Raw genomic sequence first — 17,713 nt, forward strand, 5'->3', positions numbered from 1 at the left:
TTTTGTTTCTTCTAATTATAACATACTTTATGGTTTTGTAAACCATGTTTACTATTTTATTACATTCTTTACATAAATTTTTTTACTATTTTATCAAACATATCATTAGGATCTCTCTTCTTTTTATATAGAGGTTCACCTTGTAATTGAGGAATAACCTCTTCAAAGGTTGGTCTCTCTTTTTTATAAATAACTCCTATAGGTATCCTTTCACTCCATTCAAGAGATTTCTCAAAAGCCGAGTGTTTATCTGAAGGATCATAATCTGGACCAAGTTTATATACTCTTTCTTTATACCATTGAAAAGTATTTACCTTATTAAAAGTTACACATGGTTGAAGAATATCTAACAGAGCAAACCCTTTGTGAAGTATAGTAAGTTTCATCATTTCTGTAAGATGATCTGGATCTCCAGAAAAGGACCTTGCTACAAAAGATGCACCACTTGCAATAGCTAAGGATATGGGATTCAAGGATGGATAAGCTACCCCCAACGGCTGAACCTTAGTCTTCATTCCCATATCGCTTGTGGGTGATGCCTGACCTTTTGTTAGACCGTATATTTGGTTATTATGTACAAAAACTTTTATATTTAAATTTCTTCTCATACTATGAATCAAATGATTACCTCCTTCTCCATAGGTATTTCCATCTCCTGATTCACATATCACAAGAAGCTCTTTATTAGCTATCTTAGCTCCACAGGCTACAGGTATATCTCTTCCATGAAGTCCATTAAAGAGGTTGCATTTAAAATAGTGAGGCGCTTTTGCAGCTTGACCAATACCAGAAACCATTAGTAATCTATAAGGTGGAATCTCAAGTTCTGCCAATGCTCTTTTTATACAATTCAAAATAGACCAGTTTCCACATCCTGGACACCATGCAGGTATTTGATTATTATCAAATTCCTCTATTCTCATCCCATTATCTCCCTCACTCCCTCCATAATTTCTTCTACAAAAAATGGCATACCATTATATTTAACAATACCTTTATCTACTTTTATGCATAATTCTTTTCTTATTAAAGCAGCTAATTGTCCTTCATAATTTCCTTCTATGGTATATAGTTTTTTATCTTTAAAATCATTAAGAATTTTGGTAGGTAAAGGATAGACATCAGAAAAATGTAAATGTCCTATCTCGTATCCTTCTTTCAGCAGATTAGAGATCGCTTCCCTTATCACTCCGTATGTTGATCCCCAACCGATAAAAACCACCTTGGGTTTATCAACACCAAAATAAACAGGTTCTTCCATATCTTTCATAATAGCTAATTTCTTTCTTAACCTCTTTTCCACCATCTTCTTTCTAATATTTAAATCTTCTGTAATATGTCCATATTCATCATGTTCATCACTATCAGTAATCACAAAACCCTCAAATTCTCCTGGGATAGCCAAAGGAGAAATTCCATCCTCAGTAATCTTATGTCTTAAATAGTTTTTATCTCCCACTATCCTATAATTCTTAATCTCAGGCACATGGAGACCATCTATAACAGCCTTAGAATCAATAAGATACTGATCAGTAAGAATAATAGATGGCACCTGATATTTTTCAGCCATCTCAAAAGCCTTTATAGTTTTATAATAAGCATCCTTCTGATCTCTTGGTGCAGTGACATATCTGGGAAATTCTCCATGACCCGCATGAATAACAAAATTAAGATCAGCTTGTTCTGTTCTTGTAGGGAGCCCTGTAGCTGGTCCAGGACGCTGAGCTACATGAATTACTACAGGAGTTTCTGTCATACCAGCCAAGCTCAAGCCCTCCACCATTAAAGCAAATCCTCCTCCAGAGGTGGTTACCATAGATCTTGCTCCTGCAAAAAAACCACCAATTGCCATATTTATTGCAGCGATTTCATCTTCAGCTTGTTCTACCACAATATCAAAATCAATCTCATGTTCTGCCAAAAAATTCATTACTGCAGTACCTGGAGTCATAGGATAAGAAGCAAGGAATTTACAACCTGCTATAATCGCACCAAATCCTACAGCCTCTCCCCCATTTATTATTAATCTTCCTTCTCTTTCTCTTTTTGGAAATTCACCACATCTTCTATTTATATTCAACGCATATGTATATCCTGCTTCTAAAGCTTTAATGTTCATATCTACATATTCATCTTTAAAGGATTCAGAAATCACTTTTTTCATTTCTTCTAAGTCACCAGATACTAATCCCAAAAGAATCCCACAAATAACTGTATTTTCTACTAATCTAGTCTTAGCTACCTCTTGGGCAATTTTTCTAACTGGAACTTTATACATCTCTTCAAAGCTAAAGTCTCCTTTTATATTTTCATCACAAATAATATGCCCACCTTTTTTAACTTGGTCCTTATGAAGCTCAATAGTTTCACTATTCAAGGCAACAAGAATATCTATTTTCTCACTATCTATAGCATAAACAGGATTATCTGAAATTCTTACTAAGCTATAATTATGGCCACCTCTTATGCGGGATTGATAACTTTCAATAGTAAAAATAAAATAGCCTATTCGGTAAAAAAATTTAGAAAGGATATTAGATATGGTTTGTATTCCTTGGCCAGCCTCTCCCCCTATTAATATTTTACAATCCATTTTTTCTCTACCCCTTTTTTGTAATTATTATAACTTATCTTAAACCTCTTTGAAATATCCTAAAAACCCTAATATACCAGCCCCTATTAACAGACTATCTCTACCTAATTTTGATGAATAAAAGAAAATCTTACCCCTCAAATTATTAAATATATGTTTTTCTACTTTTTCTTTTAAAATTTTTGTGATCATATCAAGAATATTTCGATTTATAAACATATTACCAGAAATACATACAGCTTCAGGAGCCAAAAGATGTATAGCATTTGCTAACGAAATCCCTAAATAATTAAAAGTTCTCTCTAGAATCTCATTTTCCCTTTTATACAAAAATTCCTTCAGAACGTTTTCAAAATCGTTCTCATAACCAAAATCCTTAACTATTTTAGAAAGGGAGGCATAAATTTCCAAACAACCAGAATTACCACACCAACACTTCTCACCATTTTCTTTAATAGTAGTATGACCAATTTCACCTTCGATACCCTGAAAACCTTCCAAGATCTCTCCTTTATAAAATATTCCAAGTCCAATACCTTTCTCTAATAATAGATAAAAAAATGTATTATATCTACCAGCATCCCCATACCAATTTTCAGCTATTAATCCCACATTAGTATCCTTTTCTATATATATAGGTTTCTTATAATATTTTTCTAAAAATGATACAATCTCGAAATTTTCCCAATTTAAACTTACAGAAAGAATAACCTTTCCATTTTCCCTATCAATTATTCCTGGTACTGAGAGAAAAATAGCAATTATTTTTTCACTGTATTTTCTATAAAGAGGATCTATAAGCTTTAATAAATCTTCTTTAGCGTCTATCTTGCATGGTATACTCTCCTCAATTTCTCCTTTTGCATTAAAAATAGCAGATCTTCCTTCCATACCACTAAGATCTACTGAAAGTACCTTCAAATCTGGATTAATAATTAACTTAGTAGGCCTTCTTCCTCTCTCTGTCTCCACTTTTCCTACTTCTATTATTATTTTCTTTTTAATAAGATCATCTACTATCTCTGAAATAGCAGTCTTTGTAAGATTAGATATTCGAGCAAGTTCAGCTCGTGATCTTGGTCCTGTTCTCATTAATATTTCAAGAATAAGATTTTTGTTATATGCTCCTATATATTCAGGAGTTCTCCCTTTCTTCATACTACTTCTCTCCTTTTTGTTAAACTTAATATTAAATTCATTAAAATTTTAACATAAAAATTTTTCTTTCCAATTGTGATATAATATCCTACTAAAAACCAAAAAGGTGGTGTCAATTAAAATGAAAAAGATAGTTATTTTTATCATACTATCAATAATAACTCTTTTAAACAGCATTTATGGAATTCAAACCATATCAGTATCCATTCCTCCCATAGGTAGCATATTAAGATATATTGCAGGTGAAAAATGGAGGATAGAAGTACTTTTACCCCAAAATACAAATCCTCATCTTTTTGAGCCAACCCCAAACACCATGAAAGCTATAGAAAACTCTAAACTTATAATAATAAATGGGGGAGATGTAGATCTATGGGCAATGAAACTTATTAATACTAAACAAAAAGATCTTCTCATAATAGCGGATAAGATTAAAAACAAAGACGATAACCCCCATTATTGGCTTGATCCTCTCATGGTAAAAGAGATAGCACAAGCCATTTACGAAAAATTAAGAAGTATTGATCCCCAAAATCAAGCTTATTATCAAAATAATTTAAAAATTGTGGAGAAGAATATTCAAGAAATTGATAATTATATAAGGAGAAGTCTATCTCCCTATAAGAAAAGGGAGATCATAGCATATCATCCTTCTTGGTATTACTTTTATAAAAGATATGATATCAAAGTATTGAGCTATATAGAGGAAGGAGAGGGAAAAGAGCCATCCTTGAAGAAGATTCAAGAGATCATAAATATTATTAAAAAACATAAGATTAAATATATTGTAAAAGAACCTTTTATTAATCCACCAGTGATAAGAACAATACAAAAAGAAACAGGAGTAAAAGTAGTAGACATGGATCCTATAGGTTTCAATAAGGATTATTTTTCCTTAATAAAAGAAAATACTAATATTTTGAGAAGTATATTTTATGAACAAAATCATTGAAATAAAGAATCTAACTTTTTATTACAATAATGATAAGATATTAGACAACATAAATTTAGAGGTAGATGAAGGAGAATTTTTGGGTATTATAGGTCCTAATGGGGCTGGAAAATCTACCCTTTTAAAACTAATAGTTGGTATATTAAAACCTCAACAGGGTAAAATAATTTTATTTGGAAAAGAAATAGATAATATCACTTATGAAAAAAAATTTGTTGGATATGTACCTCAAAAACCTGATATAGAAAAGTATCTACCATTAAAAGTAAAAGATATTGTTGCCTTTGGAAGAAGAATCGTTAGAGATTGGAAAGCACTTAACAAAGAAGACCATGAAATAATTAATAAAATAATGGAAAAGTTAGAGATCAAAGAATATGCAGATAAAATATTTAGTGAACTTTCGGGTGGACAACAACAAAGAGTATTAATTGCAAGAGCCTTAGTTCAAAACCCCAAAATTCTCCTTTTAGATGAACCAACAGTAGGTGTGGATATAAAAACTCAATATAACTTTTATAGAATTCTTGAAGAGCTAAAAAATCAAAAGATCTCTATTATTTTAGTAACCCACGATATCGGAGCTATCACTAATAAGGTTGATAAACTTGCATGTCTAAATAGAAAGTTGTATATTCATGGATGCCCTGAAAAAATTAAAATACACGGGGCATTAAGAGAAATATATGGTGAAGAATTTATATATTTAACTCATAAGGAGGATTAATTTTGGATATTTTTCAATATTCTTTTATGCAAAAAAGTATTTTAGCTGGTATATTTATAAGTATAATTTCAAGTATTATAGGCATCTATATTCTCTTAAGAGGGATAACCTTCATGGGGGCAGGAATAAGTCATGCGGTATTTGGGGGGTTAGCTTTTGGTTATCTACTCAATATAAACATGACTTTAACATCTATAATATTTACTATAATAATATTATTAAGTATGCCATATATAACTAAAAAATCAAAATTAAAAGCAGACGTACCAATAGGTATTTACTTTTCCTCCTCCATGGCTTTAGGAGCATTGCTTTTAAGTTTTCATAAAGGTTACACAACTGATCTTTTTAGTTTCCTTTTTGGAAGTATTCTCTCTATAGGAGATCAGGATCTTTTTCTAACAATTACATTTACAATTTTTCTTTTGTTCTTTTCTTATAAAAATTATTGGAAGATTTTATTTATTATCTTCGATGAAGAATCTGCCAAAGCCTCTGGAATAAACACATCCCGCTTAGAAACCTATATATTAATCCTCACTGGTATAGCCATTGTACTTATAAGTAAACTTGTTGGCATCATCTTATCTTCAGCTTTAATTATTATTCCTGTAGCTACTTTAATAACTTTTATAAAAGACATAAAAAAATTAGCAATCTATACCATATTATTTACTTTTTTAAATATCTTATTGGGATTAATAATTTCCTACCACTTTGATACACCTTCTGGCTCCACCATCGTTATGCTTGTAACTCTTGTTTTCTTTATCTCCCTATTTTTTTCAAAAAAATAAAATTACCTATAAGTTTCTTCTTCTGCCTTCTCAAATATTTTTTTAAGCAAAGTCTCTTCTATTACCTCTGCTGCAGCTCCTATAGGTCCTGTTAAACCACCTAATTTAGTAGTAATAATCTCTGGTATAGGAGGAAAGGCATGAAGATTTACTACTCTCTTTACAGGATCCAAAAGAAGCTCCTCTGCTTTGGAAAGTCCTCCAGCAATAATAACAATTTCAGGATTTAGTATATTTATAAGATTAGCAATACCTATGCCTAAATAAGTTCCAAGCTCTTCAAAAATATTAAGAACAAATCTATCTCCAGATTTCCCAGCCTCAATAATCTCATCTAAAATCTCATCTCTACTCTTATTTTCCAAATTCACCTTCGTATATGCATTCTTGCGGATACCTTCTAATATTTTTTCATAGAGCACCTGCGTTGAAACATAACTCTCTAAACATCCATAACTTCCACATTTACATTTATTTCCATTTTTCTCTATAATTGTATGTCCAAACTCTCCAGCTCTATCATCAGGTCCCCTATAAATTTTACCATCAAGCACTAAGCCTGCACTCACACCACTTCCTACCCTTACACATATGAGATTATCCTTACCAATACCAGCACCATACCAAAGCTCTCCATAAGTGACAGCTTTTACTATATGTTCAATAAAAATAGGTACTCCCTCTATGTATTTAGAAAGATATTCCTTTATTTTTACATTTCTCCATCCAAGATTCGGCGAGAACAAACACACTCCTTCCTTTCTATTTATTGTACCAGGTACAGCTAACCCAACTCCAATAATATCCTCCTTATTTACTCCATCAATCAAAGAACGATATATATTAACTACTCCATTCAAAACCATATCTACATCATTGTTATATAAGACAATACTCTCTTTTCTCAAAACTCTTCCAGAAAGAGCCATTAATATGCCTGTAATCTTATCCTTCTCTATCTCTATTCCTATAGGATAATAACCTACTTCATTAAGAGTAAGTTCTATAGGACGCCTGCCAACTTTTGTTACCTGGGCAGGACTTTCCTTTATTATCCCCACACTTATTAGATTTTCCACAATACTAGATACTGCAGAAGGACTTAATTTTGTAATCTTAGAAATGTCATAACGAGATATAGGCCCCATTCTTCTTATGGTATCAAGTACCAAAGATATATTAGCAATTCTCATACTTTTTATATTTACAGGTTTCAACTTCTATTGACCTCCAATCAAAAATTTTTTTTACCATAAAAAATTATATTATTTTTTATAAATTAAAGTCAATAAAATAAATACAATTCAAGAATTACAAGAGGATAATAAAAGAATATCTTTTTACATCTGTATTATTTAACCTAAGCGTAAAAATTATCCATTGTGATAATATATAAGGAAGAAAGGAGGTAAAAAATGGAAGAAAAGATTTTATTGAAACTTCAGAGAAACGAAATAACCGAACACAACATATACAAAATTCTTTCAAAAGGGTTAAAAGATAAAAAAAATAGGGAAATACTTTTAAAAATTTCTCAAGATGAGTTTGCCCACTACAACGTACTAAGGAAAATAACCCAAAAAGATTTAAATCCAAATAAATTTAAGCTTTACTTGTATCTCTTTCTTACAAAGATTTTTGGTTTTACCTTTGTACTCAAACTTATAGAAAAAGGAGAGGATAAAGCAATAGAAAGCTATAGAAAAATTATTAATAAGTATCCACAAATTAATGAAATCCTTGATGATGAAAAAGAACATGAACAGAAATTATTAAATACCTTAGATGAAGAGAGATTAAACTATATTGGATCAATGGTTCTTGGATTGTCAGATGCCTTAGTGGAACTTACAGGTACCTTAGCAGGTTTAACCTTTGCCTTCCAAAATACAAAGCTTATATCCATATCTGGATTAATAACAGGAATTTCAGCTGCATTATCAATGGCAGGATCAGAGTATCTCTCTTCGAAAGCAGAATCTTCTGAAAGAAATCCTTTGAAATCTGCAATAACCACTGGAATAACATATATTATGACAGTTTTAATTCTAATCCTTCCCTACTTAATAACACAAAATTATATCCTTGCTTTAATTTTAACTCTTCTTTTTGCAGTCATTTTAGTTGTAATCTTCAATTTTTATATATCAGTTGCAAAGGACTATGAGTTTAATAAAAGATTTTTAGAAATGACAATTATTATCTTTTCTGTATCCTTTATAAGTTTCTTAATAGGGGTTTTTGTCAAAAAGGTTTTAGGAATCAATATAGATTAAGAAGGGGAAGCTTATAGCTTCCCCTTAAGATAAAACCCCTACTTTTCTCCCACATCTATTTGCCACACAATATTTTTCCTTAAAATGGTTTATAAATTCATCTTTAAAATATCTAATTGCAGAAACCACAGGAAGATGTACCGATTGTCCTAATGGACAGAAGGATGTATCCTTCATTACAAGACTAATATTTACCATTTCATCTATATCCTCTTTAGAACCCTCTAAATTAGCAAACCTATTTATTATTTCTACCAATCTCTTAGTACCAACTCTACAAGGAGTACACCTACCACAAGATTCATGCTCAAAAAATCTTAAAATACTCTTCAACATATCTACAATACATGCTGTTTCATTCATAACTAATATAGCCCCAGATCCAAGGACTGCTTTATATTCTTTTAAGTTTTCAAAATCCATCTTAACATCAAGCATTTCCTCTCCTAAAAAGGCACCAGCTGCTCCTCCTACTAATGCACACTTAAACTTTTTCCCATCCTTTATCCCGCCACCATATTGGAAAATTATCTCTCTCAAAGGAGTACCCATCTCTACTTCTATAAGGCCTGCATTTATCACATCTCCTAAAATGGTATAGACCTTAGTGCCTGGACATTTTTCTGTTCCAAATTGCCTAAACCATTCAGCTCCATTTCTTACAATATCAGGAATATTAGCCAATGTTTCCACATTGTTCACTACAGTTGGCTTATTTCTCAATCCCTGAGAAACAGGATAAGGAGGCTTTATTCTTGGTACTCCTCTTTTACCCTCCAAAGATTCTATTAAAGCTGTTTCTTCTCCACAGATATAAGCACCTGCTCCCTTCCTCACCTCTATATCAAAGGAAAAATTACTACCAAGAATATTATCTCCAATAAGTCCATAATCTTTTGCTGTTTGGATAGCTTTCTGCATACGATCTATGGACAATTTATATTCCCCTCTAATATAAATATATCCCTTCTTAGCTCCTACCGCATAACCAGCAATAGTCATGGCTTCAACTATTCTATAAGGATCACCTTCTAAAATTAATCTATCTTTGAAGGTTCCCGGCTCTCCTTCATCAGCATTACATATAACATATTTTTCATCTGCAGGAATTTTATAAGTAAACTCCCATTTCAAACCTGTGGGAAAACCTGCTCCTCCTCTACCTCTAAGTCCTGAATCTTTAACCACTTTTATTACATCTTCAGGTTTCATTTCAAAAATAGCCTTAGTTAGGCCATCAAATCCATCAGAAGCTATATATTCTTCTATACTCTCGGGATTTATCACTCCACTATTTTTAAGTACAATCCTTACTTGTCTCTTGGTTAACCCAACCTCTTCCTTTACTACTACTGATGGGGTAGTAATTTCTTCTATCATAAGTCTTTTTAAAGGTCTTCCTTTTACAAAATGTTCCTCTACCAATTCTGGAATATCTTCCGGTTTTACATTGCCATAATAAACTCCTTCAGGATAAACCACCATTACTACGCCTTTCCCAATAATTCCAAGAGGACCTGTTTCAATTACTCCTACTTCCTTATCAATACCCCTTTTTCTTAATTCATTTATCAAAGCTTCTTCTACAGCTTTTGCTCCTACCAACAAAGTGTTTGCATCTATGGATATCAAAACATGACTTCTTACTATACTCATAAATTCCCCCTCTTTTCCTCCAAGATTTTATCAACCTTCTCAAAGGTAAGATTTCCATAAACATCATCATTAATCATCATAGCAGGAGCTACCGCACATACCCCAAGACAGCTTGTAAGTTCCAAAGTAAAAAGTCTATCAGGAGTAGTTTCTCCAACCTTTATCTTCAATTTTCTTTCTAAATATTCTAAAAGGGACTCAGATCCAAGTAAATGACATGGAGGTGAATCGCACAATCTTATCACATATCTTCCCCTTGGTTTTAAACTAAACATGGAGTAAAAAGATGCCACACCTTCCACATAGCTCACAGGAAGATCTAAATATTCTGCACATAGTTTTATATCTTCTGGAGTTAAATAATTATTAGGATTACTATCCTGGAGAGCATGAAGAATCTCAATAATATAATCTGGGTTTTTAGGAAAACTTTTCAGAATTTCTTCTTTCGTTTTCATATTTTACAACCCCCAAATTTTTGTTTCCTTTTAAATAGTGTAAAATATAACGATTTAATCTGTCAATAATTTTCCTCTATCATCTCCTCTTTTATAATCTCTTCCATAATTTCAGCTATTTGAGGATCAAACTGTTTTCCCTTATTTTTCTCTATCTCTAAAATAGCCTCCTCAAAAGTCATCGCTCTTTTATAAGGTCTTTCACTGGTCATAGCATCAAAAGCATCAGATGTTGCAATAATTCTCGACTCCAATGGAATTTCATATGAGGATAATCCATCAGGATATCCTAACCCATCCCACCTCTCATGATGATATCTAACAATTTCTGCTAAATCTCTAAATTCTTCTACCTGTTTTAATATTTCCTCACTTTTAATGGGGTGGATTTTTACAATTTCAAATTCCTCGGGTGTCAATCTACCATTTTTATTTAAAATACTTTGAGGAACATAAATCTTACCTATATCATGTAATAATGACGCCCAATATATCCTCTTAATTTTTTCCGCAGACAAATTAAGCTTTTCTGCAATCTTTACCGCATATTTAGCAACCCTTTCAGAATGTCCTTGTGTATATTTATCGTAGTATTCAAGAGTTTTAATAAGAAGAGTTACCATTTTGCTTAAATAAACTTCTCTTTCTCTAATATGCATTCTTATACCATAAAATGCTGAAATAATATCTCCAAACTTTTCAAGCATCTCTATATCCTTTTCCTCAAAGGAATATGTACTTTCCTTCGGAATAACACAAGCTAAATAACCATATACTTTTCCTTGCCACTTAAGAGGGTATAAAAGTATCTCTTTCATATTTATATCCTTTAAAAAACTTGGCTCTCTTACTAATGTAATATTTTGTATATTCAAAATGTTATTACTTTCTTCTTTTGAAATTAATAATCCTTCCAAATTATTATCATATCCATTCATGGCTAAAATCCTTAAAGAATCCATATATTCATTAAAAAATATTCCATAAGTATTTTTATCCAAGAGGAAAGTAGTAATCTGAAGTACTCTTTTTACAAAATCATAATCCTTTAAATTTACGTTTGAAACATCGGCTATATTTCTTATAAAAAATTCAAATTTACCAACCTGCTCTCTAAGTTCATCATGAGCTCTCCTTAATTCTTCTGTAGCTTTTCTTACTCTAAGAGAGAGAATTCTATTATACGAAAGAACAATGATTAATATGGAAAGTCCAATAATCACAATATATAGAACAATTTTAGGAAGAATTGAAGGAACTTCTTCTTTAAATGAATATTTTTCTAATAATCTATTCATATCTTCTTGCAGTATTTTAGACAATCCCTCATTAATAACAGATACAATATGGGCTTTATTTTTAAGAGAAGCCACATAAAGATAGTTTGTACATATTACAGGCCCTTTAAAAAACTCATAAATCAAATCATATTTGGTCAAATAATAGAAAGCAGGCGGATCATCCATGATAAATACTTTTATTTCACCCTTCTTAGCAGAAATTATTATATCAGAATAATTACTATAAAACTTAAAATTAACCTGCGGATTTAGCAGGAGAAAAATCTCTATTAAAGCATCGCCTCTTTTTGCTCCTATAATAAAGGGTGTAACATCTTTTACAGAATTTATTTTTGGTATACTTTTATGATAATAAATACTCGAAGTTATTTTGAAAACTGGATTAGAAAAAACTAAATATTTTCCTCTTTCAGGGGTCTTAAAAATCACATCTATAGCGTCAACTTTTCCTTCAAAAAGTATAATTTGGGCCTTACTCCATTCTTCCGGAATAAGCTCTATTTTTATTCCTGTCTTTTCACTCCATATCTTCCAAAATTCTACTGATATTCCTACTAGATTTCCTTTCTCATCGATATATGTGAAGGGAGGATAGTCTTTATCTGTAACAATCTTAATAGAATTATTAGAAGATATGGGGGATGCAATGAAACAAAATATTAATAATGTAAGAAGACATTTAAAAACTTTTAACTTCATATTAATCTTAATTTTATCATATTTTATGCTATAATTTTACCATAAAAATATGAATTTACTGCTAATATCTATAGCTCCAGGAATTGCCATCTCTTGGTATGTATATCATAAAGATAGATGGAATAAAGAACCATCAAAAACTATAATTTATGCATTTATATTAGGAGCCCTCGTATCTTTTCCATCTGCATTTTTAGAGGTTGTTATAGATTTACTTGATTTATTTAAACCACAAAGAGATTTAGCCTCCCTTTTTATATATACATTTTTCGGAATTGCACTTATAGAAGAAGGAGCAAAGTACTACGCCATTTATAAATTTATCTATCCAAAAGAAGTATTTGATGAACCCTTTGATGGTATTGTTTATTCGGTAATGGTTGGTATGGGATTTGCCACAGTAGAAAACATATTCTACGTCATACCGGGAGGATATGTGGTAGGTCTTACAAGAGCTTTTTTAGCTGTACCTGCCCATTTTGTTATGGCTCTTTTTATGGGATATGCATTTGGACTTGCAAAATTTGGTGTTAGGCCTGAAAAATACTTGACTCAGGCGTTATTCTATCCAGTTTTCTGGCACTCACTTTACGACTTTTTAATTTTGACAAATATATGGTATCTTTCCATTCTTATTCTACCCATTGTATATATAGTGGGAAGGTGGATATGGAAAAGAGGACAAAGGCTGATTATAACTGAAAAAGGGGAGGAAAGTAAATATGATTAAAGCAATACTCTTTGATCTTGATGGCACCTTACTTTATAGTGATTTAGAATTATTTACCAAACATTATTTCTCTATGTTAAGAGAAGAATTTAAGAAAATAGGAGATGCAGATTCTTTATTCAAAAGTTTAAATACAGCGGTAACGAAAATGATGCAAAATAGAGGACCTAAATCTAATAACGAGATATTTTGGGAAGAATTTGAAAAATTAGTAAGCATAGATAGAAATATTATGGAAGATTTTTTTAATATCTTTTATATTGAAAAATTTCCAAAATTAAAAGATATGGTAAAAGCCAGACCAAATCCATACGCAAAAGAAGTTATTGAGAAGGCATTTGATTTAGGTCTCAAAGTAGTAATAGCCACTAATGCAGTTTTTCCACTCATAGCCATAAGGGAGAGATTAAGATGGGCAGAAATAGATAATTTTAATTATGACTTAATAACCTCTATGGAAATTATGCATGCTTGCAAACCATTTCCTGAATACTATAAGGAAATCTTGAAAAAAATAGGAGAAAAGCCGGAAAAAACCATAATGGTTGGAAATGATTTACAAGAAGATCTTTCTGCCAGCTCCTTAGGTATTATTACTTTTCTAACTAAGGATGGACAAATATTAAACGGAGATAAACCAAAGCATACTCCTGACATTATAGGAAAAATGGAGGATCTTTTAGAGATTCTTCCTCTACTTTCTAAATAAGGCCTTTTGTTTTATAATATTTTTGTATTTGTTTTCTCACAAAATAAGGGAGGTGACAATTTTGTTAAGCAATATATTAATCATTATATTTGGTATTATCTGTATTGGATTAGGCCTATGGGGGCTCATAGTTTGGTGGTCCTATTTTCTGAAGGCTTTAATGGCTGGGGTACCAATATTTTTAATTTTCTTAGGAATAATTTTGCTTATCTTTGGATATACAGAATTAAAAACTATACTTTCGGAAAAAAGAGAGAAAAAAGAATAATATATTAAAAAAGAGGGGGACTTAATGCCCCCTCTTTTTTTTACTAATAACCAGCTTCTTTATCTACCACATTGATCATCCTTTCTACATTAGGATACTCTTTCAGATTCTTCAAAAAAATCTCCACTACCCTTTCATCATAATAAGGAGTCATTCCTGCAATATGCGGTGTTATAATTACATTCTCCATATCCCATAATGGGCTATCATTAGGTAAAGGCTCGTCATAAAATACATCAAGTAGTGCACATTGTATTTTATTTTCCTGTAAAGCCTTTATTAAAGCCTTTTCATCTACTGTTCTTCCTCTTCCCACATTTACAAAAATAACATTATTTTTCATTTTATTAAATTCTTCTTCAGAAATAAAATTTTCCGTTTCCTTAGTAAGAGGTAGTACTGTCACAATAATATCTGAATCGTTCAAAAGCTTATCTAAATCTTGAAAAGTCAATAACTCATCAGGTTGTATTTTTATATTCTCTTTTTTCTTTTTAAGCCCTATAACCCTCATATCAAAACATTTAGCAATTCTTCCTATCTCTTGTCCTATATTACCGTAACCTATTATACCCATAGTTTTTCCAGTAAGTTCATCACACCACTCTATCTCATCTTTATTCCACCTTTTCTCTATTTTTCCTTTTATTGCCACATTTATCCTACGAGTCCAAGAAAGAATTAAACCAAAAACATGTTCAGCAATAGATTTAGGATGAACTCCACTAGCAGAAGTCAAGATTACCTCAGAGTATATAATATCATCATAAAGCATATGATCCACACCCGCAGATGTTAATTGTATCCACTTTAAATTTTTAGCTTTCTTGAACTCATCTTTACTTAATTCCCACCCCAAAAATATATCCGCCTCTTCAATATTATCAGTTATTTCAACATCTTGACCAAAAGATAAGATTTTATTAATATACTCTCTTCTTAATGGATACCTAACATATATTTTCATAGAAACCTCCTTTGAAAAAGAATATTATTTTATGATATAATCTTACCACTATGGACTTGTACCTTTATAATACATTAACAAAGAAGAAAGAAAAGTTTGAACCAATAAACCCACCCTATGTGGGAATGTATACTTGTGGACCTACAGTTTACAACTATGCACACATAGGAAACTTAAGAACCTATATTTTTGAGGATATTTTAAAAAGAGTATTGATTTATAACGGCTATATTGTAACTCATGTAATGAATATAACTGATGTAGGACATCTTACTTCTGATGCTGATGAGGGAGAAGATAAGATTGAAAAGGAAGCAAAAAAGGAAAGAAAAAGTGCATGGGAAATTGCAGAGTTTTACACCGAGGCTTTCAAAAGAGATTTGAAAAAATTAAATATTTTGGAACCAACTATCTGGTGTAAGGCAACAGATCATATACCTGACTTTATAGAACTTATAAAAATCCTTGAACAAAAAGGCTACACCTACAGAACATCTGATGGAATATATTTTGATACCTCAAAGGTGCCTGACTATGGTAAATTAGCAGGACAAGATTTAGAAGAGCTTCTACCAGGAGCAAGGGTAGAATTTAACCCTGAAAAAAGAAATCCTACTGATTTTGCTCTATGGAAATTCTCTCCTAAGGATGTAAAAAGGCAGATGGAATGGGATTCTCCATGGGGAGTAGGTTTTCCTGGATGGCATATTGAATGCTCAGTTATGTCTACAAAATATTTAGGACAACCCTTTGATATCCACTGTGGTGGTGTGGATCATATTCCTATTCATCATACAAATGAAATAGCACAGTCTGAAGCTGCATATGACAAGCCTATGGCTAAATATTGGTTGCACGGAGAATTCCTCATTATGGGAGAAAAGAAAATGGCAAAATCCGAAGGTAATTTTCTTACATTATCAGATCTGGAAGAAAAGAGTTATCATCCATTAGCATATAGATATTTTTGTCTTACCGCTCATTATAGAAGTCCTTTAAGATTTACATGGTCAGCTCTTGAAGGGGCACAAAGAGCTCTAAATAGACTTTATGAAAATATGAAAAGATATCCCAAGATAGAAGCTGATTATGACAAAGAGTATAAAGAAAGATTTCATCAAGCCATAAATGATGATTTAGATATACCAAAAGCACTTGCCATTTTATGGGAACTTGTGAAAGATGATAAAATAGCACCCGAGGTTAAGAGAGCTACAATTATTCAATTTGATAAAGTATTCGGATTATCCTTAGATAATCCTCCAGAAGTTAAAATTGAAGTACCTGAAGAAATTTGGCAACTTTTAGAAGAAAGAGAAAAAGCGAGAAAGGAAAAAAATTGGGAAAAAGCTGACAAAATTAGGGAAGAAATAAAACAAAGAGGTTATATAATAGAGGATACACCCCAAGGACCTCGAATCAAAAAAGCTACAATCCTTAATAAATAATTTTTATTTCTTTTCTTTATCTCTATACATTCTTTCATCTGCAATCTTTATTAATTCATCTAAGGACTTGCTATCTTCAGGGTAAGAGGCTATACCAAAACTAAATTCTAAATTTATCCCATCAATATTTGAAAATCTTTCTTTAAAATCACAAAGAGTTCTTTTCATAATCTTTTCTGCTACTTCTCTTGTTGTATTTATAAGAATAATACAAAACTCATCTCCTCCAAACCTTATAATTACATCTCCAGATCTAAAATTCTTTTTAAAAAATTCTACTACTTCTTTCAGTACTTGATCCCCTACATCATGACCAAATTTATCATTAACATCCTTAAAGTTGTCCATATCAACAAAGACAAGAGAAAAAGAAATATTTTTATTTACTAATTCTTTGAAAATAACATCTAAATATCTTCTGTTGTAGGTTTGAGTTAAAACATCCAAATAAGCTATCTCTTCCATAATATTTCTTTCTATTAATAACTTTTCTTCTCTTATCTTGATCTTATCTATCATATTTTTAAAAGCCCTCATAAAATCGCCTATCTCGTCTTTTCTATGAATATCAAAATCCACATCATAATTTCCCCTTTCTATTTCCCTTGCTATTAGTACTAACTTTTCAAAAGGTCTCATTATACAGGAAATCAGAAATTGGGAAATCAAAAGAGATGATATTAATATAAAAAGAGCAAATGATATAAGCATTATTAAAGATGATCTATATATTAAATATATAATCTTGCTCTCTTTTTCTATATGAACCAATATGTTTTCACTTAAAGGAATCTCAATATGATAGGATGGATACTCATAATAATTTCTTAACTTTTCTTCTCTAACATTTCCCATATTTAAAATCGTTATTTTAGCATCTAAAAAATTTTCCCATTCTCTAATTATCCCTTCATCTATAGGTTTTGCAAACAACAAATAAGCATCATAAAAACATCTTTTATCATCACTCATCA

Annotated in this window: 17 protein-coding genes; 8 read left to right on the forward strand and 9 right to left on the reverse strand. The window is 31.3% G+C overall.

Annotated features, from left to right (window positions below):
* Nucleotides 1–68: 68 nt before the first annotated feature.
* Genes ACY3JJ_RS08700 through ACY3JJ_RS08710 form a run of 3 tightly spaced genes read right to left on the reverse strand, consistent with a single transcriptional unit; the run spans nt 69 to nt 3,751 of the window.
* The gene (locus ACY3JJ_RS08700) at nt 69–923 is read right to left on the reverse strand and encodes a 2-oxoacid:ferredoxin oxidoreductase subunit beta (RefSeq protein WP_463091643.1); all 855 of its coding nucleotides are present in this window, start codon (nt 921–923) and stop codon (nt 69–71) included.
* Nucleotides 920–2,593, reverse strand: a complete 1,674-nt coding sequence (locus ACY3JJ_RS08705; protein WP_463091644.1) for a 2-oxoacid:acceptor oxidoreductase subunit alpha — start codon at nt 2,591–2,593, stop codon at nt 920–922. The genes ACY3JJ_RS08700 and ACY3JJ_RS08705 overlap by 4 nt, the downstream gene beginning before the upstream one ends.
* A 39-nt stretch (nt 2,594–2,632) precedes the next feature.
* Complete coding sequence (locus tag ACY3JJ_RS08710; protein WP_463091645.1) at nt 2,633–3,751, reverse strand: ROK family protein; 1,119 nt, start codon at nt 3,749–3,751, stop codon at nt 2,633–2,635.
* Nucleotides 3,752–3,872: 121 nt separating this feature from the next.
* Between ACY3JJ_RS08710 and ACY3JJ_RS08715 the strand changes: the two genes are divergently transcribed.
* From ACY3JJ_RS08715 to ACY3JJ_RS08725, 3 genes are read left to right on the forward strand one after another with little or no spacing between them, the layout of a single operon-like run.
* Complete coding sequence (locus ACY3JJ_RS08715; RefSeq protein ID WP_463091646.1) at nt 3,873–4,703, forward strand: metal ABC transporter substrate-binding protein; 831 nt, start codon at nt 3,873–3,875, stop codon at nt 4,701–4,703.
* Complete coding sequence (locus tag ACY3JJ_RS08720) at nt 4,687–5,430, forward strand: metal ABC transporter ATP-binding protein (protein ID WP_463091647.1); 744 nt, start codon at nt 4,687–4,689, stop codon at nt 5,428–5,430. Before ACY3JJ_RS08715 ends, ACY3JJ_RS08720 begins: the two co-directional genes overlap by 17 nt.
* A gap of 2 nt (nt 5,431–5,432) precedes the next feature.
* Complete coding sequence (locus ACY3JJ_RS08725; protein WP_463091648.1) at nt 5,433–6,227, forward strand: metal ABC transporter permease; 795 nt, start codon at nt 5,433–5,435, stop codon at nt 6,225–6,227.
* A 2-nt stretch (nt 6,228–6,229) separates the two neighbouring features.
* Here ACY3JJ_RS08725 and ACY3JJ_RS08730 read toward each other — a convergent pair whose 3' ends face one another.
* On the reverse strand, nt 6,230–7,444 hold the full coding sequence (locus ACY3JJ_RS08730; RefSeq protein WP_463083375.1) for an ROK family protein: 1,215 nt from the start codon (nt 7,442–7,444) through the stop codon (nt 6,230–6,232).
* 198 nt (nt 7,445–7,642) lie between these two features.
* Here ACY3JJ_RS08730 and ACY3JJ_RS08735 point away from each other — a divergent pair, with 198 nt between their 5' ends.
* Nucleotides 7,643–8,503, forward strand: coding sequence for a VIT1/CCC1 transporter family protein (locus ACY3JJ_RS08735; RefSeq protein WP_463091649.1), 861 nt, complete (start codon nt 7,643–7,645; stop codon nt 8,501–8,503).
* A gap of 24 nt (nt 8,504–8,527) precedes the next feature.
* On the opposite strand, the gene nuoF is transcribed toward ACY3JJ_RS08735, so the two are convergent.
* From nuoF to ACY3JJ_RS08750, 3 genes are all read right to left on the reverse strand, one after another.
* The gene (nuoF, locus tag ACY3JJ_RS08740) at nt 8,528–10,159 is read right to left on the reverse strand and encodes an NADH-quinone oxidoreductase subunit NuoF (RefSeq protein WP_463091650.1); all 1,632 of its coding nucleotides are present in this window, start codon (nt 10,157–10,159) and stop codon (nt 8,528–8,530) included.
* Nucleotides 10,156–10,617, reverse strand: coding sequence for an NADH-quinone oxidoreductase subunit NuoE (gene nuoE, locus ACY3JJ_RS08745; protein WP_463091651.1), 462 nt, complete (start codon nt 10,615–10,617; stop codon nt 10,156–10,158). The genes nuoF and nuoE overlap by 4 nt, the downstream gene beginning before the upstream one ends.
* Nucleotides 10,618–10,679: 62 nt before the next feature.
* Nucleotides 10,680–12,617 (reverse strand): HD domain-containing phosphohydrolase, encoded by a 1,938-nt coding sequence (locus tag ACY3JJ_RS08750; protein ID WP_463091652.1) that lies wholly within the window; start codon nt 12,615–12,617, stop codon nt 10,680–10,682.
* Between the two features lie 49 nt (nt 12,618–12,666).
* Between ACY3JJ_RS08750 and ACY3JJ_RS08755 the strand changes: the two genes are divergently transcribed.
* From ACY3JJ_RS08755 to ACY3JJ_RS08765, 3 genes are all read left to right on the forward strand, one after another.
* The gene (locus tag ACY3JJ_RS08755) at nt 12,667–13,347 is read left to right on the forward strand and encodes a PrsW family glutamic-type intramembrane protease (protein WP_463091653.1); all 681 of its coding nucleotides are present in this window, start codon (nt 12,667–12,669) and stop codon (nt 13,345–13,347) included.
* Nucleotides 13,340–14,056, forward strand: coding sequence for an HAD family hydrolase (locus tag ACY3JJ_RS08760; RefSeq protein WP_463091654.1), 717 nt, complete (start codon nt 13,340–13,342; stop codon nt 14,054–14,056). Before ACY3JJ_RS08755 ends, ACY3JJ_RS08760 begins: the two co-directional genes overlap by 8 nt.
* Nucleotides 14,057–14,117: 61 nt before the next feature.
* A complete protein-coding gene (locus tag ACY3JJ_RS08765; RefSeq protein WP_463091655.1) occupies nt 14,118–14,324 on the forward strand; it encodes a hypothetical protein in 207 nt (68 codons plus the stop codon).
* Between the two features lie 43 nt (nt 14,325–14,367).
* Here the strand turns inward: ACY3JJ_RS08765 and ACY3JJ_RS08770 are convergent, their stop codons facing one another.
* Entirely contained in the window at nt 14,368–15,291 is a 924-nt protein-coding gene (locus ACY3JJ_RS08770; RefSeq protein WP_463091656.1) for a D-2-hydroxyacid dehydrogenase, read from the reverse strand.
* A gap of 50 nt (nt 15,292–15,341) precedes the next feature.
* On the opposite strand from ACY3JJ_RS08770, the gene cysS reads away from it, so the two are divergent.
* The gene (cysS, locus tag ACY3JJ_RS08775; RefSeq protein ID WP_463091657.1) at nt 15,342–16,739 is read left to right on the forward strand and encodes a cysteine--tRNA ligase; all 1,398 of its coding nucleotides are present in this window, start codon (nt 15,342–15,344) and stop codon (nt 16,737–16,739) included.
* 3 nt (nt 16,740–16,742) lie between these two features.
* Here cysS and ACY3JJ_RS08780 read toward each other — a convergent pair whose 3' ends face one another.
* Entirely contained in the window at nt 16,743–17,711 is a 969-nt protein-coding gene (locus ACY3JJ_RS08780; RefSeq protein WP_463091658.1) for a GGDEF domain-containing protein, read from the reverse strand.
* Nucleotides 17,712–17,713: the final 2 nt, after the last annotated feature.

Source organism: Dictyoglomus sp. DH (assembly GCF_055181375.1).